At 39.5% G+C, this 23,929-nt stretch carries 22 protein-coding genes and 1 pseudogene; 22 read left to right on the plus strand and 1 reads right to left on the minus strand.

Annotated features, from left to right (window positions below):
* Positions 1 to 331 precede the first annotated feature (331 nt).
* From TT13_RS06885 to TT13_RS06905, 5 genes are all read left to right on the plus strand, one after another.
* Complete coding sequence (locus TT13_RS06885; protein WP_027699302.1) at positions 332 to 1,426, plus strand: coiled-coil domain-containing protein; 1,095 nt, start codon at positions 332 to 334, stop codon at positions 1,424 to 1,426.
* A 120-nt stretch (positions 1,427 to 1,546) separates the two neighbouring features.
* The gene (locus TT13_RS06890; protein ID WP_027699303.1) at positions 1,547 to 3,766 is read left to right on the plus strand and encodes an ATP-binding cassette domain-containing protein; all 2,220 of its coding nucleotides are present in this window, start codon (positions 1,547 to 1,549) and stop codon (positions 3,764 to 3,766) included.
* Between the two features lie 175 nt (positions 3,767 to 3,941).
* Positions 3,942 to 5,537 carry a xylulokinase gene (locus tag TT13_RS06895; protein WP_027699304.1) on the plus strand — a complete coding sequence of 532 codons (1,596 nt, stop codon included), beginning with the start codon at positions 3,942 to 3,944 and terminating at the stop codon, positions 5,535 to 5,537.
* Positions 5,538 to 5,550: 13 nt separating this feature from the next.
* Positions 5,551 to 6,249 (plus strand): L-ribulose-5-phosphate 4-epimerase, encoded by a 699-nt coding sequence (locus tag TT13_RS06900; protein ID WP_027699305.1) that lies wholly within the window; start codon positions 5,551 to 5,553, stop codon positions 6,247 to 6,249.
* Positions 6,250 to 6,346: 97 nt separating this feature from the next.
* Positions 6,347 to 7,192 carry an aldo/keto reductase gene (locus TT13_RS06905; RefSeq protein WP_027699306.1) on the plus strand — a complete coding sequence of 282 codons (846 nt, stop codon included), beginning with the start codon at positions 6,347 to 6,349 and terminating at the stop codon, positions 7,190 to 7,192.
* A gap of 45 nt (positions 7,193 to 7,237) precedes the next feature.
* Here TT13_RS06905 and TT13_RS06910 read toward each other — a convergent pair whose 3' ends face one another.
* Complete coding sequence (locus TT13_RS06910) at positions 7,238 to 8,317, minus strand: GntR family transcriptional regulator (protein ID WP_027699307.1); 1,080 nt, start codon at positions 8,315 to 8,317, stop codon at positions 7,238 to 7,240.
* 376 nt (positions 8,318 to 8,693) lie between these two features.
* Here TT13_RS06910 and araA point away from each other — a divergent pair, with 376 nt between their 5' ends.
* The 17 genes and pseudogenes from araA (at position 8,694) to TT13_RS06995 (ending at position 23,894) form a co-directional block, all read left to right on the plus strand.
* Entirely contained in the window at positions 8,694 to 10,118 is a 1,425-nt protein-coding gene (gene araA, locus TT13_RS06915; RefSeq protein ID WP_027699308.1) for an L-arabinose isomerase, read from the plus strand.
* Positions 10,119 to 10,129: 11 nt separating this feature from the next.
* Positions 10,130 to 11,539 carry a sugar porter family MFS transporter gene (locus tag TT13_RS06920; protein ID WP_202815366.1) on the plus strand — a complete coding sequence of 470 codons (1,410 nt, stop codon included), beginning with the start codon at positions 10,130 to 10,132 and terminating at the stop codon, positions 11,537 to 11,539.
* A 303-nt stretch (positions 11,540 to 11,842) separates the two neighbouring features.
* Positions 11,843 to 12,337 carry a hypothetical protein gene (locus TT13_RS06925; RefSeq protein WP_027699310.1) on the plus strand — a complete coding sequence of 165 codons (495 nt, stop codon included), beginning with the start codon at positions 11,843 to 11,845 and terminating at the stop codon, positions 12,335 to 12,337.
* Positions 12,338 to 12,440: 103 nt separating this feature from the next.
* Positions 12,441 to 12,650, plus strand: coding sequence for a hypothetical protein (locus tag TT13_RS06930; RefSeq protein WP_027699311.1), 210 nt, complete (start codon positions 12,441 to 12,443; stop codon positions 12,648 to 12,650).
* A gap of 14 nt (positions 12,651 to 12,664) precedes the next feature.
* Entirely contained in the window at positions 12,665 to 12,949 is a 285-nt protein-coding gene (locus TT13_RS06935; RefSeq protein ID WP_027699312.1) for a DUF2922 family protein, read from the plus strand.
* A gap of 480 nt (positions 12,950 to 13,429) precedes the next feature.
* Positions 13,430 to 14,446 carry a ribose utilization transcriptional repressor RbsR gene (gene rbsR / locus TT13_RS06940; RefSeq protein WP_027699313.1) on the plus strand — a complete coding sequence of 339 codons (1,017 nt, stop codon included), beginning with the start codon at positions 13,430 to 13,432 and terminating at the stop codon, positions 14,444 to 14,446.
* Between the two features lie 96 nt (positions 14,447 to 14,542).
* Positions 14,543 to 15,463, plus strand: a complete 921-nt coding sequence (gene rbsK / locus TT13_RS06945; protein WP_027699314.1) for a ribokinase — start codon at positions 14,543 to 14,545, stop codon at positions 15,461 to 15,463.
* 909 nt (positions 15,464 to 16,372) lie between these two features.
* A pseudogene (locus TT13_RS06950) lies at positions 16,373 to 16,624 on the plus strand (MFS transporter); the annotation flags it as partial.
* 150 nt (positions 16,625 to 16,774) lie between these two features.
* Positions 16,775 to 17,023 (plus strand): helix-turn-helix domain-containing protein, encoded by a 249-nt coding sequence (locus TT13_RS06955; protein WP_027699316.1) that lies wholly within the window; start codon positions 16,775 to 16,777, stop codon positions 17,021 to 17,023.
* 356 nt (positions 17,024 to 17,379) lie between these two features.
* Complete coding sequence (locus tag TT13_RS06960) at positions 17,380 to 18,180, plus strand: replication initiator protein A (RefSeq protein ID WP_052348577.1); 801 nt, start codon at positions 17,380 to 17,382, stop codon at positions 18,178 to 18,180.
* Positions 18,181 to 18,347: 167 nt separating this feature from the next.
* Positions 18,348 to 18,629 carry a hypothetical protein gene (locus TT13_RS06965; protein WP_027699317.1) on the plus strand — a complete coding sequence of 94 codons (282 nt, stop codon included), beginning with the start codon at positions 18,348 to 18,350 and terminating at the stop codon, positions 18,627 to 18,629.
* The gene (locus tag TT13_RS06970; RefSeq protein ID WP_027699318.1) at positions 18,626 to 19,306 is read left to right on the plus strand and encodes a hypothetical protein; all 681 of its coding nucleotides are present in this window, start codon (positions 18,626 to 18,628) and stop codon (positions 19,304 to 19,306) included. Before TT13_RS06965 ends, TT13_RS06970 begins: the two co-directional genes overlap by 4 nt.
* 339 nt (positions 19,307 to 19,645) lie before the next feature.
* Positions 19,646 to 19,924: a hypothetical protein gene (locus TT13_RS06975; RefSeq protein WP_052348578.1), complete on the plus strand. Its 279-nt coding sequence runs from the start codon at positions 19,646 to 19,648 to the stop codon at positions 19,922 to 19,924.
* 26 nt (positions 19,925 to 19,950) lie between these two features.
* Positions 19,951 to 20,697 carry a ParA family protein gene (locus TT13_RS06980; RefSeq protein WP_027699319.1) on the plus strand — a complete coding sequence of 249 codons (747 nt, stop codon included), beginning with the start codon at positions 19,951 to 19,953 and terminating at the stop codon, positions 20,695 to 20,697.
* Positions 20,697 to 21,032 (plus strand): hypothetical protein, encoded by a 336-nt coding sequence (locus TT13_RS06985; RefSeq protein WP_027699320.1) that lies wholly within the window; start codon positions 20,697 to 20,699, stop codon positions 21,030 to 21,032. The genes TT13_RS06980 and TT13_RS06985 overlap by 1 nt, the downstream gene beginning before the upstream one ends.
* Positions 21,033 to 21,182: 150 nt before the next feature.
* Positions 21,183 to 22,028 carry a class A sortase gene (locus tag TT13_RS06990; protein ID WP_027699321.1) on the plus strand — a complete coding sequence of 282 codons (846 nt, stop codon included), beginning with the start codon at positions 21,183 to 21,185 and terminating at the stop codon, positions 22,026 to 22,028.
* Positions 22,029 to 22,046: 18 nt separating this feature from the next.
* A complete protein-coding gene (locus TT13_RS06995) occupies positions 22,047 to 23,894 on the plus strand; it encodes an isopeptide-forming domain-containing fimbrial protein (protein WP_027699322.1) in 1,848 nt (615 codons plus the stop codon).
* The last annotated feature ends 35 nt before the right edge of the window (positions 23,895 to 23,929 follow it).

Genomic DNA, 23,929 nt, shown 5'->3' on the forward strand with positions numbered 1-23,929 from the left:
AAGCTCAGTAGCGCCAAAAGTAGTTGGAGGATCGCCTCCTGCGAGGATAGGACATCGCGATGCAAAGTAAAGGCACCCGCAAGGGTGTCTTTTTTTATCTTATAGAGGAAATAAATACTTAATTAATAATTGTATCTGATGGATAAATTGGTGGTTTCTTTGGTATATTTAATTCAACAAAATTTTTTATTTAAGCAAATCTTGGTGCAAAGGTTATAAGATTAACTATGTTGGTATAAAAGGAACGTACTTAGAAAGTGAATTTTGTGCTAAAATATTGGATAGTAGCGTTTGGATACAAAAATTGTGAACGAAATAGAGGAATTACCTGATGGCAATGTTTAAAAAGAAATACGATGATATTGAAGAACAGGCACCTGACATGGCAAGCATGATGAATCAAGTTGCCCAAGATGGTTCCTTTGATTTAAGTTCAATCCCAATGGTTGATAATACAAGTGCTTCAGTTAATGAAACGATTACTGAGCAGTTGAACCGTGTGTTATCACAAAATAGTTTGTTAATTACGCAAATTGATCAACTACAAGTTTTAAATGGTGATCTATTTAAGCAGATTAATGACTGGCAAGGGTATCGGACCGAAGCAACCAACTATATTAATGAAATTAATGACCAACACCAAGCAGCGGTAAATGAGCTCAAGCAGGCTCATCAAGCTGATTTGGAAGCTTTGAATAATGAGTGGACACAAAAGTTTGATTTGAAGGCCCAAGAAGTTGAGCAACGTTATGCCGCAGTTGAGGCTCGCATTAGTGATAGCGCCCAGAAGCAAATTGAAGAAAAGGCGCTTTTGCAGGACTCAATTGTTGAATTACGTGACCAGAAAACAACCCTTGAGAGCCAAGTTAAGAATAACGAAGCCGCAATTAACGAATTGCAAAACAAGCTTGACCAAGCCGCTGAGCAAAGTCAGCAAAATGAACTTGCAAAGCAACAAGCTTCTGAGCAGTTTAATCAGGTTTGGGCTCAATTATCTGATGCGACAGAACGTTTGCAGCTAGCCAATGAAAAGATTGAAGGGCTTACGCAGGAGAATCAAAAGTGGTCTGAGCAGATTAATACGATGAAGGCTGATTCAATCACTGAGTTCCAACAAACACAAAAGAAGACGGATGCAATAATCTCTGGCTTGACTGATCAGGTTGCACAAAGTAATCAACAGATTCAAGTTATTGAGGGTAAGTATGCGGTCGCTGTGCAAAGAGCGGTTGGGTTAGAAGCTAACCTGCAAAGTTTGCAAGAGCAAAATAATTTGTTAGTTAAGCAAATTCGTTCGATGGATGGTAGTGATTTCAAATCAGCGCGGACAAGTGTACCAAGCTTTAATAATGACTTTCCAAGTCAACAAAAAGAGAGTCAACCAGTAGCGGACAGCGAGCCGGTTGAGCAAACTGAAGAAGACTAAAATTACAACTAATAAGTAAAAATAAATTACGGACTACAAACTGGACTATGCATACTTAAGTGTTAGCATTAGTCAAAGCTAGTAGGCCGTTTTTTTGAAAAGTATGAGGAGCTGTTTGGCATGACAGAATATATTGAAATTATTGATGACCGTGAAAATAATTTAAAAAATATAAGCTTACGAATCCCTAAAAAACAAATCACAGTGTTTACAGGAGTATCTGGTTCAGGTAAGTCTAGTTTAGTCTTTGATACTTTGGCTAATGAGTCGCAGCGCTTGTTGGGTGAAACACTACCAAGCTTTGTGCGCCAATTTTTACCTAAATATGCGCGACCAGCAGTTGAAGCGATTAGAAATCTGCCGGCCTCAATTGTGGTTGATCAAAAGCCCCTGGGTGGTAATGTACGTTCAACTTTGGCAACCGTAACTGATATTGCTCCGGTTATTCGGAATATGTATGCAAAATTGGGTCAACCTAAAATTGGCGGTGTTGACTATTTTTCTTTTAATACTGCCGCTGGTATGTGTCCGGTTTGTCAGGGTATCGGGCGTAAGACAGCCGTGAATCTGACTAAGTTCATTGATGAAAGTAAGTCGCTAAATGAAGGTGCTGTCCAGTTTCCGCCCTATAAGCGGGTCGATGTTTATACGGCCTCTGGTCTGTTTGATAACGATAAACCTATTAAGGATTATACTGCTAGAGAACGGAGCCAGTTACTAGATGGCGATGCGACGATTGGTAAAGTTAAGATGGGTAGTTTTAACGCAACTTATGAAGGGTTTTTGGAAAAGTTTAATCGGAACTATCTACAACGGGAGGGTGAAATACCTGAGCGGACACAAAAACTAATTAGTGAATATACCCACGAGGAGCGCTGTGATAGCTGTCAAGGGCAGCGTTTTGCCCCTAAAACACTAGCAGTAAAGGTCGCGGGTTATAACATTGCTGAAATGCTGGCGATGCAATTAACCGATTTAGTAACGGTTTTAGATCAACTAGCAAAGGCTGACAAGGCCGGCATCGAGATTTTACAAGAACAAGTCAATCATCTAATTGATTTAGGCTTGGGCTATCTGACTCTTGACCGTGCCACGGCAAGTCTATCAGGTGGCGAATCACAACGGGTTAAATTGGTTAAGTATTTGAGCAATGCGTTAACTGATATGTTATATATTTTTGATGAACCATCGGTTGGCTTACATCCAGATGATATTAGTCGCATTAATGCAATCTTTTTAAAGTTACGAGATAAAGGTAACACGGTGATTATTATTGAGCATGATCCGGACGTAATTAAGTTAGCTGATTGGGTCATCGAATTAGGCCCCCAAGCGGGTGTGCATGGTGGGCAGGTTATGTTTGAGGGGACCTATGCTGAGCTACTTAAATCAGACACTTTAACCGGGCAATATTTAGCGCAAGGCAAAAAGTATAAAGACCAGCCAAGGCCAGCGAAAGATTTCTTAATTGGGTTGGCAAGTTCAGTGCATAATCTACAGGCCCAACAGCTCAAAGTACCGGTGGGGCTATTAACGGTCCTAACTGGAGTTGCTGGTTCAGGTAAGTCAACATTATTAGCAAGTTCATTTCAGGCGGCTTATCCGGAGTTAGTTTACGTTGATCAAAATAGTTTGGCTAGTAATACACGGAGCAATCCGGCAACTTTTATCGGGATTATGGACAATATCCGGAAGCTTTTGGCCAAGGCTAATGACCAACCAGTTGGGATGTTCTCATATAATTCAGAGGGGGCCTGCGAGGCTTGCGGTGGTCGCGGTTATATCGAATCTAATTTAGCCTTTATGGAAACGGTTAAGACAACTTGTGAAGTATGTGGGGGTAAGCGCTACAAACAAGTAGTTTTGCAATATAAATTTCAAGAGAAGAATATTGTTGAGATTTTAGACTTAACGGTTGAGGAAGCTCTAGAATTCTTTAAGAAGACGGCAGCAATCAAGAAAAAGATTCAAGCAATGAATGAATTAGGCTTGGGGTATTTGAGCCTCGGTCAGAGTACAGCCAGTTTGTCTGGTGGAGAGAAGCAGCGGCTAAAGTTAGCGGCAGAATTTTACCAAGAGGGTTCAATTTACGTCTTAGATGAGCCATCTACTGGGCTACACTTAGCAGATATTCAGAATTTGCTACGCATTATCAATCATTTTGTTGATAATGGTAATACGGTGGTTGTAATTGAACATCAATTAGATATTATTCGGCAGGCAGATTGGGTCATCGACCTTGGCCCAGGCGCCGGTACTAAGGGTGGCAAGGTTGTTTTTGCCGGTCCGGTTAAGGAATTACTCGGTAATCAAAACTCAGTTACAGCACAATATATTTAAATAGCTAGTCCTTAGCAACTTGCAAGTGAGCGGGATGCTAAGGACTTTTTTGCGCACTAAATAATTCGTGCTAATAAATATTTAGAAACTTATTTACTTGTCCGTACAAATATCTTATAATTTGTTTGTAACCGATTACAGAAAGCGCAAATTTTGTAATCAAGGATAAATAATTATGAATACAGTACAAATTAAGGATGAAATTGTTACCGGACAAACCGCCTTGGGGATTGAGTTGGGATCAACGAATATCAAAGCAGTTTTAATTGCTTCAGACCACAGTACAATCGCTTCAGGTTCCTTTGAGTGGGAAAATCAACTGGTTGATGGCGTTTGGACCTATAGTTTAGATTTAGTTTGGCAAGGTTTGCAGAGTGCCTATCGTGCTTTGGCTAACCATATTAAGGCTGAGTACACGGTTGATTTAGTCAGCATTAAAGTAATCGGCATTTCGGCAATGATGCACGGATACTTGCCCTTTGATGTTGAAGGTAACTTATTGACCCCCTTTAGGACTTGGCGCAATGCGATGACCGAGGAAGCAGCAGCAGAATTAACGGATTTATTTGCCTTTAACATTCCGCAACGCTGGTCAATTGCGCACTTATATCAAGCAATTCTTAATGATGAAGAACACCTAGCTAAGCTCGATTTCATAACGACTTTGGCTGGTTATGTCCATTGGCAATTAACCGGTGAAAAGGTGCTCGGAATTGGTGATGCCTCCGGAGTCTTTCCAATTGATTCTGCTAAGAAGCAGTACGATGCAGATATGCTAGCTAAGTTCAATGGTTTAGCTCAAGTGACTAAACAGCCATGGGACTTATCGGCAATTCTGCCTAAGTTAGTTTTGGCTGGTGAACAGGCGGGTACTTTGACGGTCCAAGGTGCAAAGCTAATTGACCCAACGGGCACCTTAGCAGCTGGTAGTCTTTTTGCTGGCCCAGAGGGTGATGCAGGTACTGGAATGGTGGCAACTAATTCAGTTAAACAAAGAACTGCTAATATTTCAGCTGGAACTTCGGCTTTTGCCATGGTGGTCTTAGAAAAGGCTCTAAAGCGGGTGCACACAGATATTGATATGGTGACAACACCCGATGGTTCAGCCGTGGCGATGGTTCACACGAATAATAGTTCAACCGATATTAATTATTGGGTGCGCTTATTTGATGAGTTCGCTAAGGCCTTAGGCGTTGATATGCCAGGCGCTAAATTATATCCACTGCTCTTTAATACTGTCTTGGGCTCAGACCCAGACGCTGGGGGCATGGTTAGTTATGGTTATTATTCAGGTGAGAACATTACTAAGGTGGCAGAAGGGCGACCAATGTTTATTCGGACCCCCAAGTCTAACTTTACCTTGGGTAATTTAATGCGCATGAATTTGTATTCGGCATTTGGTGCTATGCGGTTAGGACTTGACGTTCTAAGTGACGAACAAGTTGCGACTGATTCAGTCGTTGCCCAGGGTGGTATTTTTAAGACCCCTTTGGTTGGTCAGAAGATTTTGGCTGCCGTCATGGATGCGCCGGTGACAGTTATGGATACGGCTGGCGAGGGTGGCCCTTGGGGTATGGCAATTTTGGCCCAGTATGTCATTGATAGCGCTGGCGGCCTGAGCCTTGCTGATTATTTGGATAAATTAGTCTTCCAGAATGTAAAAGCTACAACGATTGCACCTGATCCAGCAGATCAGGCTGGTTTTGCGACCTTTATGGAAAACTATCAGGCAGCTTTGCCATTAGAGCAAGGCGCTGCGCAGTTACTTTAAGGGGGCTAGAAAAATGTTAGAAGATTTGAAGCAAAAAGTATATGATGCCAATATGGCTTTACCAAAACATGATTTGATTAAGTTTACTTGGGGGAATGTGTCCCAAATTGATCGTGAATCAGGGTTATTTGTGATTAAGCCCTCAGGAGTTGACTATGATGAGCTAACGCCTGCTGATATGGTAGTGGTTGATTTAGATGGAAAGGTCGTTGAAGGTAAGTTAAATCCATCTTCCGATACAGAAACGCACCGGATTTTGTATAAGACCTTTAAAAACATTGGTGGGATTGTGCACACCCATTCTCCTTGGGCCGTCGCTTTTGCCCAAGCTGAGATGGATATTCCAGCTGCTGGCACTACACATGCCGATACCTTTTATGGGGATGTCCCTGTTTCAAATGTCATGACCGCCGATGAGATTAATGGTGAATATGAGTTAGCCACTGGTGAAGTAATCATCAAGACTTTTGCTGAGCGCGGCATTGACCCTGACCAAGTCCCAGCAGTCTTAGTGCACGACCACGGGCCATTCGTCTGGGGTGCTGACGCCGCTAAAGCGGTCTATAATTCAGTCGTCTTAGAAGAGGTTGCTAAAATGGCTTACCATACCATGATGCTAAAGCGGGGGAATATTCGTATGAATCAAACCTTGCTGGATAAGCACTATTTGCGTAAGCATGGGGCAAATGCTTATTACGGCCAACCTAAGTAATTACAATTAGCCAGCTGAAAATAAAATGCTTATAATAATGGGTAGCGCGAATTTAGCCGCTACCTATTTTTGTAGTAGAAGAAATGGAGAAGGTGCAATGCTAACACAAGAATTTACCCTGGCGGATGGAAATAAATTGCCAGCACAGGGCTTTGGTTTGTACAAAGTGAATGAAGCAGCAGAACTAGAGCTTGCATTAAAAACGGCTTGGGAAAGTGGCTATCGGCTATTTGATACCGCACAAATGTATGGCAATGAGGCGGCTGTGGGAGCGGCAATTAAACAAACCCAGCTATCACGGGATGAGCTCTTTTTGACCACGAAAATTGCTGAAGCCAATCAAGGCTATGACCAAACTTTGGCATCTTTTGAACAATCATTACAGGACTTACAAGTTGATTATGTTGATTTGTTGTTAGTTCATTGGCCCTTACATACCCATTTCTTTGAAACTTGGCGGGCTTTTGAACGGCTCAAAGAGCAGGGACTGGCTAAATCAATTGGAGTGTCTAATTTTACAATGGCCCACCTCCAATTATTGGCAACCAAGGCGAATATGATGCCAGTAGTTGACCAAATTGAGTTACATCCGAGTTTGAATCAGGCAGCGATGCTCGAGTTTAATCAAAGCCAGGAAATTGTGACGCAAGCTTGGGCGCCATTAGGACGGGCACGTAACTTAGATAATCCTGTACTTCAAGCAATTGCGACCGAAGTCGGCCGTTCAGCCGCCCAAGTGATATTACGTTGGCACTTGCAACATGGTGTAGCGATTATTCCAAAGTCGGTTCGACCTGAACGGATTCGTGAAAATGCCGCGCTATATGACTTTAATTTGAGTTCAGAGCAGATGCAGGCAATTGATGCATTGAATACCTTTACACGGATTTCGCAAGAGCCAGAATTGGTTTATGAGCGAGGCGCACAGTATCCACATAATTAAAAAAATAAGCTAGGACCGATTGGTCTTAGCTTATTTTTTTAGCCCTTAATTTAGTTTTTTAATACTGTCACGAATCACCATTTGAGGTTCATAGACAATTGAATTGACAGTTTGACCATCAATTAACTTGAAGAGCATCTTGGCGGCATCAAAGCCCATTTTATTTTTAGGATGGATTGTGGTGGTTAGACCTGGATCAACGTATTCACTAAGTTGAAAATCATCAAAACCAACCAGGGAGATGTCATCTGGGATTCGCAACCCTAATGAACGAATAACATCCATGACTTGAATTGCAAGTTCGTCATTGTAAAAGGCAATTGCGGTGGGACGGTCAGGTTCTTCTAAATAACTCTCAATCTTGCTAAGCATTTTAGCAACTTGGTCCTTACCGGATTGATACATAATAATATCCGAATCAATGGCAAACATTGGGTGGGCCTGATAGGCCTCTGTGAAGCCACGCATACGATGAACTCCTTGAATATCATCGACTTTAAAGACCCCAAGAATCCGGGTGTGACCGAGCTTCAATAAATAGTCAATCAATTGAAATTCAGCACGTCGATCATCAATGGCGACAACTGGGAAGTTTTTGTCATCAATAGCTGCATTAATAACGACAACCGGGATATTAGCTTCTTTAATTTTTTGGTAAATATCAAGGTTGGGGTTAGTTATGGCCGATAGGGTCGGCTCAATAATTAAGCCATCAATCCCAGCGTTAAGCATATTAATTAAAGAAACCCGCTCAACCTCATGGTCATTGTGCGTATCGGTAATCATCAGAGAATAGCCTTCCGCTGATACAACCCGTTCAATTCCAGATATGATTGACGGGAAAATATAGTCGGCTAGGTGGGTTGTGATAACACCAATTTTTTTGCTAGTTACATGGTCGGCTTGGCGCTTGGCCCAATTATCAACATACATGCCACCACCTTGGATTCGATAGGCATAATGAGCATTTTCCAGCTCAGTGGCTGCACGACGGACGGTATATCGTGAAACGCCATAAGTTTCCATTAGTTCTGACTCAGTTGGTAGTTTATCGCCAATGGCGTATTGTCCAGCCTTTATTGCTGATAAAAGATCATTTTTTATTTTTTCGTATTTAGTATCCATATTTAGCTCTGCCTTTCATCGGTATATAAGCTATCTGTATTATACGCCAAGTTTTAAATTTTTCAGAAATTTACCTAAGTAAATCATGCCGAATGACATAAATTGAGAAGTTATTCCGATTAAATAAGGCTTTTGGCAGGTTGAATTAGCGCGTTTATACGGATAATCAATCTAGAAAAAATAATTTATTTAAATAAATAAAATGAAAGCGCTTGACTTATACGGACAAATATTCAATAATAGCACTTGTAAACGGTTACAGTTTTAGGTCGCTAGACAAATATTTGATGAATACTCCCTTAGAAATGCGCACTAAGGTTGCTAGCGACGCAAGTCGATAATTGAAATAATTTGATTAGATTTAAGGAGTAGCAAAATGTTAGCAGAGAATAATTACAAGTTTTGGTTTGTCACAGGTTCACAATTCTTATATGGTCCAGAGGCCTTAGCAAAGGTTGAGGAAGATGCCCGTGAAATCGTTGCAAAGATGAATGCGGCTGGAACCTTACCATATCCAATTGAATTTAAATTAGTGGCAACGACCGCTGATAATATTACAGCCTTCATGCAAGAAGCTAATTATGATGATAGTGTCGCTGGGGTAATTACTTGGATGCATACATTCTCACCAGCTAAGAATTGGATTCGCGGAACACAATTATTGAATAAACCATTATTGCACTTGGCAACCCAATTCTTGGATAACATTCCTTATGCAACCATTGATTTTGATTACATGAACGTCAATCAATCAGCCCACGGTGATCGTGAATATGCCTTTATCAATGCGCGTCTAAAGAAGAACAACAAAATCATCTTCGGTCACTGGAATGACCTTGATGTGCAAAAGCAAGTTGCAAAGTGGATGGACGTTGCGGTTGCTTATGACGAATCATTTAAGATTAAGGTTGTAACTTTTGCTGATAAGATGCGCAATGTTGCCGTAACTGACGGTGATAAGGTTGAAGCGCAAATCAAGTTCGGCTGGACGGTTGATTATTGGGGCATCGGTGACATGGCAGCAGCCATTGATGCCGTTGAGCAAAGTGCCGTTGACCAACTATATATCGACTTACAAGCTAAGTACGATTACATCCAAGGTGATAACTCAGCTGAGAAGTTTGAGCATAACGTTAAGTACCAACTACGTGAGTATCTAGGAATTAAGCAATTCATGGATGAGCATGGTTACACGGCCTTTACAACTAATTTCGAAGACCTAGTTGGCATTGAACAATTACCAGGTTTGGCTGCCCAATTATTGATGGCTGATGGTTATGGTTTCGCTGGAGAAGGTGATTGGAAGACTGCTGCATTGCTTCGTTTGTTTAAGATTATGGCTCACAACGAGAAGACGGTCTTTATGGAAGACTACACTTTGGATATGCGGAAGGGACATGAAGCAATTCTTGGTTCACATATGCTTGAAGTTGATCCAAGTATCGCTTCAGATCGTCCACGCGTTGAGGTGCACCCATTGGATATCGGTGGTAAGGATGATCCAGCTCGTTTGGTCTTTACTGGAATGGAAGCCGAGGGAATTGATGCAACCATGGCCGATTATGGGGATGAGTTTAAGCTGATGTCGTATGACATCATTGGTAATAAGCCAGAAGCTGAGACACCATTCCTACCAGTTGCCAAGCAATTATGGACACCTAAGATGGGCTTGAAGGCTGGTGCCGAAGCTTGGATGGCAATTGGTGGGGGACACCATACCGTTTTGTCATTTGTAATTGATGCTGAGCAAATTGCTGATTTAAGTAAGTTGTTTGCTTTGCACTTTATCAACATTAAGTAGTGGTAAGGATAATGGCTAAGAAAAAAATATCAAGTAACTTCATTTATTTCTTTGGAGCATTTGGTGGTATTTTGTTCGGTTATGATATTGGTGTTATGACCGGTGCGTTACCATTTTTGCAAACCGATTGGAACTTAGCCGGTAATGCTTCAATTACCGGTTGGATTACTTCTTCATTGATGTTAGGAGCAATCTTTGGTGGTGCTTTGGCTGGGCAACTATCTGACCGTTTGGGCCGTCGCCGAATGATTTTAATGTCAGCGGTTGTCTTTGCCGTCTTTGCCTTAGCATCGGCCTTTGCACCCACTCATGGTGGTGCAATGTTCCTAATCGCAATGCGAGTATTCTTAGGTCTAGGAGTTGGAGCAGCTTCTGCCCTTGTACCAGCTTTCATGTCTGAGATGGCACCGGCTAAAGTTCGTGGACGTTTATCAGGAATTAATCAAGTGATGATTGTGTCAGGAATGTTAATTTCTTATATCGTTGACTATCTATTGCAAGGTTTGCCTACTGGAATTTCATGGCGGATGATGATTGGAATGGCTGCTGTGCCAGCTGTAATCCTCTTCTTGGGTGTCCTACGTCTACCAGAATCACCACGTTTCTTGGTTAAACAAGGTAAGTTAGATGAAGCACGTCAAGTTTTGTCATGGATTCGTCCTGCTGATGAGGTTGCGAGTGAGCTTGCTGATATTCAAGCAACTGCTACGATTGAAAAGAAGGCAACATCATCAACTAATTGGGGTTCATTGCTAAGTGGGCGTTACCGTTATCTAGTTATCGCTGGTATCGGGGTAGCTGCTTTCCAACAATTCCAAGGCGCTAACGCAATTTTCTATTACATTCCATTGATTGTGCAATCAGCAACTGGTAAGGCCGCCACATCTGCTCTAATGTGGCCAATTATTCAAGGTGTCATCTTGGTTGCCGGTTCACTATTCTTCTTAGTAATTGCTGACCGCTTCAACCGGCGGACACTCTTAACGGTTGGTGGTACAATTATGGGTCTTTCCTTCCTATTGCCAGCAATCTTGAATATGATTAGCCCAAGTTTGATGAAGTCACAGCCAATGCTATTGGTTGTATTCCTATCAATCTATGTTACCCTATATTCATGCACATGGGCACCGTTGACCTGGGTTATTGTGGGTGAGGTCTTCCCATTAGCAATCCGTGGTCGGGCATCTGGTTTAGCTTCATCATTTAACTGGATTGGTTCTTTCTTAGTTGGGTTACTTTTCCCAATTATGACCGCTGCCATGTCACAAGCTGCTGTCTTTGGTATCTTTGGTTTGATTTGCTTGTTGGGTGTCGTCTTCATCCGGACCCGAGTTCCCGAGACACGTGGTCATAGTCTTGAGGAAATCGAAGAAGCTGGTGCTCAAAAGGCCGGCATTGATACCTCAGCTGAAATTGCTTAGAGTACTAATAATGACAAGGTCATTAACAGATTAGAATTATAGAGAATGTCTGGTTTTAATTACCAGGCATTTTTTTATGCCCTTTTTTAAGTGAGCATAAGTTTTGTTATTTACAAAAAGCCCTGTATTCAGGCAGCAATGAGTTACTTACTTAGCGGAAAAAATGTTTAATTTAAGGTTGGTTACATTAACTATTAACGTTATTAAATAAACTTATTGCGAATAGCAATTACTCGGTGACGAAACTGATTTTATCAGTTAGATTTAGTCTTTTATTTAGTCAGTCAAGCGGAGGTTAAAGCAATGATGCAAATTCAAAAAGTTAATGCCTTTAGTCGGTTAATTCATGGGGTCTTAAAACGTAAACAAAGCCAAGTTAGGCCACAAACTGTGCTCTATGAAGATTTAAGTCAAGAATTATGGTTAGTCATTTTAGCTCAACAGGCTAAAATTCCAACCCTGGCTAGTGAAAATAATTTAATGCTTTTTATTTTATTATCCTGCCGAGCAGCTGATTATCTAAAAAAAGAAACCCGACTACTTTTACGAAATGAACCGAGTGAAAGTAGTCGACTCGATCAGATTACGGAGACAGTAGAGCCAGAATTAGAGTTAAGTTTGGCTGCTTTTATTGAGCAACTGGATGATGTAACCAATCAGCGCTTGCTACGCCTGCTAGTCGCCGACCCAACTCTAACACACGGACAACGGCAAAAAAGTTTGCGACTCAGTCGTGCAACGTATTATCGCCGGTTGAATCAATTACGACAGGAACTAAAACAATTTTTAGAACTTTGAGACTATTTACTAGGTGGACGGCGTTATTATATATGTCGCCAAAGTATGGTGACCGCACAGTGATAATTTGGCCAAGTTATCTAGCTTAGAAAGGCGGTTTTTGATGAAGGTAATTAAAAAAGTACGGTTTAATGGTGTCTTAAAGTCAGCGGCTGGCAGTCTTCAGACGGTTGTTCGAACCTTCCAAGTGCGCGTTAATTTAACCGAGAGCGAGTTAAAACGATTAATTAGTTTAGTTGAAACCATTGGGGCTGAGGAGATTTTAGAAGTTCGGGTTATCACCGTTGAGGTGCCATTTAGCAAAGCCAAATAAGCAGGAGGGCAATGATGTTAAAGAGTTTAGCTTTAATTTTTCAGGCAAATATTAATGTTGGTAATCGGACTAAAAAGGTGATTACCTTTGATAACGCACGGGCCGATTTAACCAAAGAACGCACTCAGGCCATTATGGAGGAGCTTAAGGCGATGGATTTTGTGCTAGTAAATAATGGAACTGCTAAGTTTGGCAATAGTCTGGGCGAAATTAAAGGGGCACATTATGTTGCCAGTCAAAAGGAAGTTATCTTTGGTGAAACACCTAATAAAAGTGAAGATTCAATCGAACTTATATGAAATTAGGGCATCTTGTAGTATGAATTAAGCTAACGGGACGCGGGTTAAATAAAAATGTTAAGAAATGTTTAACTTATTTTAAGTTTGGCTCAATTTCGATGACCTTTTTGTGAATTCGATATAGAATGTATTTATCGAATGGTTAATACCATCCGGGTAACCTTTTAATAGTACAGATTCATAACTGATTCGTGTTTCAATGGCCCCACCTCTGAAACCGAGTTATCCTAATAGTAGGCTGGTTAGCATCTTTAAAAAGTTCTAACCATTGGCGACCATACATTAGTGTGGTCGTTTTTTAATGCATTTAGTTATGCTTATTGAATGAAGATAGCCTACTAAGAAGACTGAGTGAAATCAATTAATTGACTATATAATTATCTGGTTTAAACCACTGGTAAAATCAGGTAAAATAAATCCAAAGAGCAATTAGTGAAACGTTATCGTTGCCTCTATATTCTAAATGAAAGAGATAAGTTCATGATCGAAAAAGCGAAGCGTCCATCTATCAAGGACGTAGCAAAACTAGCAGGAGTATCAATTACGACTGTTTCGCAAATCCTCAATCATAAAAGCGAACGTTTTCCACGTGATACGATTGAAAGAGTAATAGCGGCCAAAAACCAGCTCGGTTATATCCCTAATAAAAGTGCACAAAAGCTACGTGGGACGGCTAAACCTTTAATAGGTGTCCTAGTACCTTCATTGCGCAACCCTTTTTTTGCAGATTTAATGCAAAGCATGGAGGAACATGCCAATAATCAAGTTGAGTTGATTTTCCAAGCAGCAAAAGATGCTGATTTTAAAGCTAACATTGAAAATTTAGTTGAACGGGGTGTAAACGGACTGGTAATTGCCCGGACGGTTGAACGAGCTGAAGAGACCTTTACATTTTTGAAACAGCATGGTGTGGCGGTTACCGTACTTGATCAGGCAAATGATACCGGCATGGCAGATGTTTTAACTACCGATGATTATCATGGGGGTCAACTTGTTGGTGAATTTTTGGTTAACCAAGGTCACCAAAGCGTGGCGTTAATTATTCCTGATATTGTGACTAATAATATGCAAAGACGGATTGATGGCTTTAAAAATCAGTGGTTGGCTGAAACACGACAACTTTTTGAGATTAAAACAGTCTTATCAAAGCATGGCGGACTAGCAGTTTCTGCTAAGGTCGCACAGTTGGTCAGTAGTGGGGTAACAGCCGCTTTCACTTTAAATGATGAGTTAGGAATTGGTTTGTCGCGTGGTTTGCGAAATATTGGTGTGAAAATTCCAACGGATCTTAGTATTATTGGTTATGATAATACTGATTATTCAGAATTTGTAAATCCAGCTTTAACAACCGTGACCCAACCAGTCTGGCAGCTTGGTCAACGGGCTTTGGATATGGTAACGGACCGGTTGAAGCATCCTAGCATGCCATATCAAGCAGAAGAGTTAGCGGTTATTCGTTTGGTTGAACGCGAATCAACGCAAGCGCTAACAAACTAGTCAATTAGGCAATAAGAGTGCTTGCAGCTAGATTGATTTTGTAGTAATATAATTTTATTAAAACGTTTTACTTAATTTGCGATGGAGTAGATAAATATGAAAAATATTGTAGTTGTTGGGAGTCTAAACCTTGATGTTGTTTCTGAAATCGAAAAGTTACCACACCAAGGGGCTACGATTTCAGTTAAGCATCAATCACAAAATCTAGGTGGCAAGGGTGCCAACCAAGCCGTTGCAGCAGCACGGCAAGGTGGTCAGGTTAGTTTCGTTGGGGCGGTAGGTGCTGATGAAGCTGGTGAGCGCTTTAAGAAGGTCCTTCGTGAAGAAGGCATTGACGTTAGTGGAATTGTTACTAAAAAAGTACCAACTGGTTCAGCCTCAATCTTGCTAGAGGATGATGGGCACAATACGATTATGGTTTATGGTGGTGCGAATGCCGAGTTAACCGCCGATGATATTGTTAAATCAGAGAATATTATTGCGAATGCTGATGTTGTGATTGCACAATTTGAAGTTCCACAAGAAGCAGTCGCTAAAGCTTTTTATTTTGCGAAGAAGTATGGTGCTTTGACGATTCTTAATCCAGCGCCAATTATTGAGCAAGAAGCTATTTTGCCAGAGGTACTAAGCTCAACTGATATTATCGTACCAAATGAAACTGAGGCTGCTGCGCTGGTTGGAATGGAACCATCAACCGATAAGGCTAAGCTAGCCGCCGTTCGTGAAGCAATGGCTCAATTAACAATTCAAAAGACAGTCATTACTTTAGGTGAAGACGGTGTCTTTTACCATTTGGCAGATGAAGATCAAGTGGCGCCAATCTTTAAGGTTAAGCCAGTTGATACAACTGCAGCGGGTGATACATTCATCGGTTCATTGACGGTTGAGTTGAACAAAGATTTGACCAATGCAGCTGAAGCAATTAAATATTCTTCAAAAGCTAGTTCAATCGCAATTCAACATTTTGGCGCTTTGCAATCAATTCCAACCCGTCGGGAAGTTTTGAAAGATTTATAAACGCTTGTTAAAAAGCACCAAACCTAAATGTCGGTTTGGTGTTTTTTTGTGGTTAAAATCAGCTAATGTTAGTAGTTGTGATCTTAACCAAAATGCTTAAGGGATGGGCCAAACAAAGTACTACCGAGTAAGCAGCACCTAGTTTGGCTGGTGATCTCTGTTTTTGCAAGAAAATTTTGGCGCAGCTCGCTTATTTATTGTACCAGCAATTGATTTTCCATTAGTTACCAGCTATTTCTAGAGCGTAAGTATGAAAAGGCTGAGTACTTAGTTCAATCGCAAGTGATATAAGTTATAGCTCCTTCTATTTATAGAAGAAAAGTAGCAAAATTTGGTCGCGTTGTTTGTAAAAACTGACGAAGTTCTGATATTGATGGCTAATAGTGTATTTAATTGGTCGTGCTAACTAAAAATACTTTAAATGAAAAGGACTTGGTTTAATCGTACATTAGGCTAAGCCTTTTTTGCTTATTTAGAGTGACTTTGTGATTAAATCAGTTATTTTTAGCTGAAACTTCCGTGATAATAATTAGTTTGGTGAGAAAGGGCGCTGAATAATCAAGCTTAGTAGGCATAAAACTCCTTGAAGGCTAAAAGATGCCGTTTGCTAGGGCTTTATACCTGCTTGTGTTGGTTTTATCGAGCAACTAACGGGGGGGTAAACTGCCTGCTTTAGAAAAAGTTTAGAAATTAACAATTTAAATTAAAAAGACAGCAAACGCTTACATGATAAGGGATGAAGCGGATTATACTTACAGAATTACTGAGTATGTTAAATTTTTTTATTAAGTTGGTTGCTTAAAAAAACCAACCGTGTATAATATATTTTGTAATAGTGATAGCGGTTACACACCGCAACATTACTTGAAATTTTTTATTAATGTATTGCTTTCTTAGGAGGAAGATAATATGGCTAAGTTTGCGCCAGCGGATGACCAATTCGCTAAGCTAACAGTTGCTGATCGAAATGGGTTCGCCGTGGGTGATTTCTCACAAAACCTAATCTTCGGTACTGTCGGTGGATTTTTGCTTTTCTACCTAACTTCTGTTTCAGGAATCTCAGCTGCTGTTGGAGCAACGATTTTCTTGTTCGTTCGTTGGGTTAACGTTTTCTGGGATCCTTGGGTTGGATCAATGGTCGACAAGAGCCCAGTTACTAAGGATGGAAACCTACTAAGATAAAAGGGTAGATAACAAGGATTCAACAACTTATGAATTCTTGCTATTAAACCCTATTTTTTTTGCCAGGATAAGCCTGGACTTTTTTTTGAAATAAAAAACCCATACATGATATGAAAGAAGAATTAGCTTATGACCAGTAAGTCTTTAGCAGTTGAGCTCAAAAATTGGCGCACTGCGGAACGTCTAACGCTCTTACAGGCGCAAGAACGAACAAACATTCATAGAAATACTTTACAACGTTATGAGCACCGTGAGGGCGGTATACCAAAAGCTGAAAATATTATTCGGCTTGCAAAAGTATTAAAAATGGATTTGGAAACTGTCTTGCGCTTAGCAATGTACGATAAAGAATTAAATACAAAGAAAAAAGACCAGTAGGTCTAGTTGAGTAATCTCGCCAAAGATATAACCTACCCAACAAACCACTGATCTTTTTGCTCAAACTGCTACTTGTAAAACAAGCGGCAAAATTTAAAATAAAACACTCATAACAAGAGTTCAAAAATTTAAAATAAAACACTCATAACAAGAGTTCAAAAATTTTAAATAAAACACTCTAACTTTTGTGTGCCTTTTAAGCCCACCCGTTAAAGTTTCTACAAATAATAATATCGTTTTTGTTCCCATTTGAAAAGCATAAACGGTCATTTTAATCAATTTTTGTAGGATTTCTGCTTATTTTTTAGATTAAGCAGCGTTATCTGAATAAATAAGCAGACAAGGAAGTGCTAAGCATGGAAAGAATTAGTTTTAAACAAGTTCAAACATCTGAAAGATTTTTTCAAATGCCGTGGGCTTTGTATGAAGTTGACTATTATAAAAAAATGACAACAGACGCAAAAGTTATGTATGGAATGTTGAAAGATCGTTTCAATCTATCAGTAATGAATAATTGGGTTGATGAAAATGGTGACGTGTACTTGATTTTTACGATTGAAAAATTGCAAGAAATGATGAACATTAGTAAACCAACTGTTATTAAAGTGAAGAAAGAACTTAAAAAATACGGCCTGTTGGAAGAAGTACGTCAAGGTTTGAACAAACCCAATAGAATTTACGTTGGCATGATAAAAGATGTTATCCACAGGGTTGAGCCCAGTGATACCAAGGAGGTTAAAAATTTTAACCTCCAGAAGTCAAATAATTTAACTTCCAGAAGTAAAGAATCTTTACCTCAAGAGGTTAAAAATTTTAACTCGAATCATACTGAGGTTAGTAATACTACTTTTAATCATACTGAGATTATTTCTTTTGATGATGATGAACAAATCAATCAATCAGCAGGTGAAGAATTGCAGATTGAAGAACAAGTAATCGCCCAGAATCTTAAAAGTGAAATGGGTATCTCGTATAAAGCCTTAAATCCAGCACAGCGAAATAAATTATTAGAGCTAGTTAAGGCCACAGATTTAGAGATCGTCTTGGCTGGAATAAAGCGAAGTGGTCTTGCTGGTGGAAAATCTATTAACTATGTTGTTTCAACTGTTGAAACCTTAGAGAACGAGTTACAGCAAAAAATGGCGCAAACATATTAGAAAGTGAGTAGATAATGGCAATCTTTAAAATATTAAAGCCAATCGTATTTATTTTTGGGTTAGCTTTTCTAGCTTTATATTGGGTAGCAAAGATTTTTCTAAAAGTTCTAGAAATGGTGTTTTGGATCACTTTAGCTCTGATATAGAGAGGGAGTAGGAATGGACTGATGAAAAATAATCAAGTAAGAACAGTCACTATGACAGTGGAAAATTACAATAAAATTCTTGCTGTTAAGGAGAAAGCAGATTTTGAAGGTATTAAAAAATCTAAAGAAGAACTCGTTCGTATGTTTAGAGCAAATGAGTTTGACCGATTATCACTTTCAGCAGTCTTTGATGTATATCGTAACTTTGATACAGCAAAGTTTATGAAGCGTTCTAATAACAAAGTTATTTGCAAAATTTCAGTTAACACTGGTCAAGATATGGTAGAGGTGAGACAACAATGAAACCTACTAAAAAAGCCAACAGTTTAAGGCAAAAAATATATCAGGATGAGCTTGAAAAGCAACGTCAGCAAAGAGATATTGAACTTAGGAAGCAATTGCAGGCAGAAAACATAGAAAGTGAAGCCGCAGTCAGTGAACTCAAACGTAAGTTAGAGAACGAGAAATCACGTGTTGCAAGTGTAATTTTTGAGAGATTAGTGGACGATAAATTTGCACTAATCACAAGCAAAGATTTAGACCTAAAAGTCACTTCAAATATATTGTTACAGTCAGAACTTTATCAAGTAATATCAGACTTTTACGACAAAATTGCCGAAGAATTAGGACTAATTCGAATAAAAATTGATCCTGATAACAGAGAAGCAAAGCGTTATTTAACTACTAAGCAGCTAAGTGATTATGATTATAAATCTGAAGAATTAAATGTAGTATTCGGTACAAACAAAGATTATCAAGAAGTACGAAAACGCAGGCTTAAAGATATTACTTTTTTGATTTTTTATCCTTGGCTTTTTGCTCCAATATTGCCGCTAATTTTTAGCTTAATGGCGTTATGGTTCAGACATGGAGATGTAGTTTGGAATGATCCTAGGTTTTTATTACTAAATTTCGTTTTGTTACTTGTGTTCCCAATAGCTACTTATATAACTGCTTGGTGGAACGATTGGGAAATTTAGCAAATAGTATTTCACCCTAACTAAATGGTTAGGATACATATTTGACACAGCAAAGTCGTTAAAACACCAGCTTACGAGTTGGTAGTTCTTTGAAAATTGAATAACAAAACTACTTTTTGATTAGCTCGCTATGGATAAACAAAGAATACAAAAAGTAGAGGAGTAAGTAATTACTCTAAAGACTGCACTACAAGCAGCCCCAGCGACACACGATAAATTCCCTGTGCGATAAGATCAATCAAACTTTACAGCGTTTGCGGTGACCTAGACGAAAAACCGTGCGACAGATTTACAGAAAACATTGGAAATATGTATTTAACCTAAGGAGGTAAACAGGATATGTATGAGTTGAAATTAAATGATTTACGCGAAATTGGGCGAGAAAAAAACGCAACAGCTAAATTGACTACCGGTCAAATAGGTGAACTAAGAAAAGATGGGCTTTATATTACTCATAGCCATGCTTATATTGACGGACAATTTGGTGAGGTAAAACTTCGTAGAAATTACAAGGACGCCTACCCTTTGATAAAGACAATAAAGAGGGGCCGAGCACTAATAGCAGAACGTAGAAACGGGAAGCTAGTAACAACGTACAAGTATAACCAATCGCGCTAGTATTACGCCTAAGGAGGCAATTAATCATGAAGATCGTAACAGTAAACGTAAACAAAGGTGGAGCAGGTAAAACAACCCTTTCATTTAATTTGACGGAATATATGCGTAAAGAAAGTAGAGTTTTACTTTTAGATTTTGATGATTCAGCTAATTTAACTAATCGGTACGGATATTTTGAAGATAAAAAGAATACTGTTATCAATTTGTTTGATAAGAAAGAGATTGAACCAATTCACGTAGCCGAGAACCTTGATTTAATTGCTGGTCATAAAGAAGTAGAGCTTTTAAAAGAGCGCTTAGCTTCAAGACGCCGGCGTGAATATATTTTTGGTACTTGGCTGGCTGAAAATGAAGAATGGCTTACTAAGACTTACGATTACATTATTATTGACACGGAAAATGATGAGGGCCTTTTAACGTTAAATGCCATTATTGTTTCTGATATTGTAATCGGAGTGGCAGAAGCTAGTAAAGATTCATTTCTTAGCCTAATCAGTTTGCGAAAGTTTGTTACTGATCTGAATGTAGAATTTAACGGTGATACTAAGCTAATATTTGTAGCCAATAAAATTAGCAATGATAACCCTAGTAAGGAGTTAATTGAGGATTTATCGGAGTATGAAGAGTATGCAGGGTATATGCCACAACGTACAGTACTTAAAGATGATAAATCAATTTTTAGCAGTAAGAATTACAGAGATAAAGTTGTTGCTAAGCAAATGGCAGAATTATTTGCTGGGTTGAAAGTTAAGTTTGACGAGGTGACTATCTAATGGGACGGTTTGATAAATTTAAAGAAGCAGCAGGTTCAAACGTTGAACCCATATCGCTAGATAAAAAGCATGTCGGACGAACAAACACTAAAACGAAGTCAGCAAAAGTCGAAGCTGTCCCAACTAAGTCAATTAAGATTAAAGCCCGAAACTATGACCAACTAGGCTTATTAAAAGTAGCCGGGCAAGGTAGTTACGTAGAGCTTTTAGACAAGGCAGTTACAGAGTTTGTTGATGAGTTTTTGACAGACAATCCAGAGTATCAAGCAATGTTTTCAAAGATTGATAATGATTTGGAAAACCCTAATCAAATGTCAATAGAAGATTTTTTATAACAGTGCAAATAAGAAGCAACCACTATATTAACTTAGCGGTTGCTTTTTTTTTGCAGTTTAAGCTCACGGAGCGACTTAGACAATGCAGCAGATCAGAGCACCTTAACTGAATAATTGTTTAGTTATCAAAAAATTAGGAGTTAGTAGTAAATGGTGGAGCAAAGTAAATCAGAGTATAGCTTTTATAACCCAAAGAAAGACCGTTGGTGGAGAAGTCCAAAGAAGATTTTGATTGGGCTTGGCACGATAGTTACTTGCTTGGGAATATGTGTGGGGCTGTATTACGGGTATGCAGCTTTTAATAATTATCAGATTAATCAGCAGGTATCAGCTAATCAAAAAGCAGACGCCAAAATGAAGTTCAAGGCGGCCACGGCACAAGAAAAAGAAAAAAATCAAGATTTATCTTTTACACAAAATGATGACATACCAGACGCTAAGACTATACAGAGGTATCGTGCTTTGCCTGAAAAATTAAATCACGTTGGTTTAGTTGCGGTTCCTATTCAAAAAGGGGTAACAACACCAATTAAAACAACCTGGATAAATGAGGGTTCATCAAACAAAGTGCTTGCTTCCGGTGCGGGAACCATTAAGGGTAATCAAGTCATTGGGATTGGTAATTTTGCTATTGAGGCACATACGGTTAAATTTGGTAACAATACCGTTCTATTTTCGCCTATGCAGCACGCAATTGATGTAAATAAAACACCTAAAGTTTATCTTACAGACGGTAAAAAGATTTTCGTTTATGAATTTTATAAAGAATCCGACCCGATTAAAGGTCGTCAAAAACTAGATTATAGTCATGGTGAAGTTGCTAGTGATTCAAGAGTTCAAAATGATCCCTTGGTAACTATGTCTACCTGTGATGAAGAGGAGCGTTGGGATACAAACACCAAATCTCGAATTATTATGACAGGGCATTTAGTTAGCCAAGTAAACAAGTATGACGCGAGTGATTTTGAAAAGTCACTGTTCCCACAAATATTTTAAGAGGGTAGGAATTGAGTAATGAATAAAGATAGTAAAGCGACGCAAGTTATTAATGCCTTGCAAGTTGGGTCACAAAAAACGGTAGTTTTATTTTCAACCGCGCTAATCTTAGCTGGAACTGGTTTAAACGCTAGCCGTATCTTCGCTGAGGACACTACTAATAAAGATACTGATACAACCGCCAAAAAGGGTGATAACGGTATCAGTATCAACGTTGGTAACGATGACTTAAAGGCCGCTGCAAAAGAGGCCCAAGACGCTGGTTTGAAAGTTACAGAAAAAGCAACTAAGTATCAAACCGTCACGGAAAAAGACGCTGACGAAACGGAGAAAAAGGTTGCAGCTGATAATGCAGCCCAGGCTAAAAGTATTCGTGAAAAAGTAGCTAAGTATAAGGCTGATAAAGCACAATATGACAAGGATAAGGCCGCTTACGATAAGGGAAATAGCGCAATTCCTAGTCAGGATAATGCCAATGATTCAGGTTTGAATACAGAGGGTGGTGTATCTAAGAATGGTGACTGGCGTTACATGCTAACGGGTAGTCGTGATGACGTACGTAATTCTAAGCTAACGATTGTCGCTAGTAAGAATTTGTCCGCAGCGGTTGCTGAACACCAGTACCTTAAGAAGGGTACAATCCTACGCTGGAACGACAACACACAGATGACCCAGGAACAAGGTAAAACTGGTTCAATGTTTGACGGGTCAGTTTATGATAATGGGGGTTCAGTCGTACTGACCAACGTAGGAACATTGCAAGACGGCACTAACGTTAATATGAAATTAAGCAGTGATCAATCCTTCTTGGTGGCCCCACATGAGCCTAACCAGGATAATAATGGACGTTCGGGTAAGATCATTGTGGATTCACTTGATGACGCAAATATCACATATCAGTTTATTGATGATAAAGGCAACCCAGTTAAGATTTGGCACGGTCTATTTTTGAGTGATATTGATGAACCGGTGAGTGGCTATATTCAAAACGTTGACCTTTCAAAGGCTCAACAAAACGGTATTGCAGTTGTTGATAATGGTTTGAACGTTGATAAGTATGATTTAGTCCGTAAGCAAAGTGGTGATAACACTGATTCAAATAAGGATTCAGTCATGGCGGTAGAATATGGTTCACATAATACAATTCACGTTTATAATTCAGGCTCAACTAAGTCAAATGGTTACGGTGACAAACAACGTCACATGATTACGCCATTGTTTGGGCAAGAATTAGATGTAACGGTGTTAAATCCACCAGCAGAAATTACTAAGCCAGATATTGAGTATCAAACAACCGAGTTAGTTGAAGTGCCAGAAGTTACTAAGGACGTTGAAGCTGGCGAAGTTAACGGTGATACGGACGCAAGTATCAATGGTAAGCAGGTTAAGAAGGGTGATGAACTTAGTTACCCCTTAGCAGTTAAAACAGCGCTACCGGCAAACCGTGAAGATATTAAGAGCCTTAGCTGGAAAGATAAACTACCTGACGGTTTCGAGTATAAGTCTGCTAAAGCATTTGATGAGAATGGTAAGGACGTATCAAATTATCTCAAGATTGAATACAAGGACGGTGAGTTTGTTGCAACGGCAACTGATGAATATCTAAAGTTAATCAATGCCGATAAGACTAAGGCTTTCAAACTCTTAACCATTGATATTTATGGTAATGCAAATAAGGACGGGGTCACGTTCAATAATACCTATGAACTTTCCGTTAATGATAAGACCTTTGATTCAAATGAGGTGTCTAACTCAACACCTGCTGCGCCAGAGGCTAAGCAAGAGCCAACGCCTCAGTTAGCACATACTGGCACAACAAATGGGCTAAAGGTGCTATGGAATAAGTTTTTGCAAGTATTTAACTAGAACATAAAATTTGTGGCGAAAGCGGAGGATAGGGG

The sequence above is a fragment of the Weissella oryzae SG25 genome, from assembly GCF_000691805.2.
In the GTDB taxonomy this organism is placed as follows: domain Bacteria; phylum Bacillota; class Bacilli; order Lactobacillales; family Lactobacillaceae; genus Weissella; species Weissella oryzae.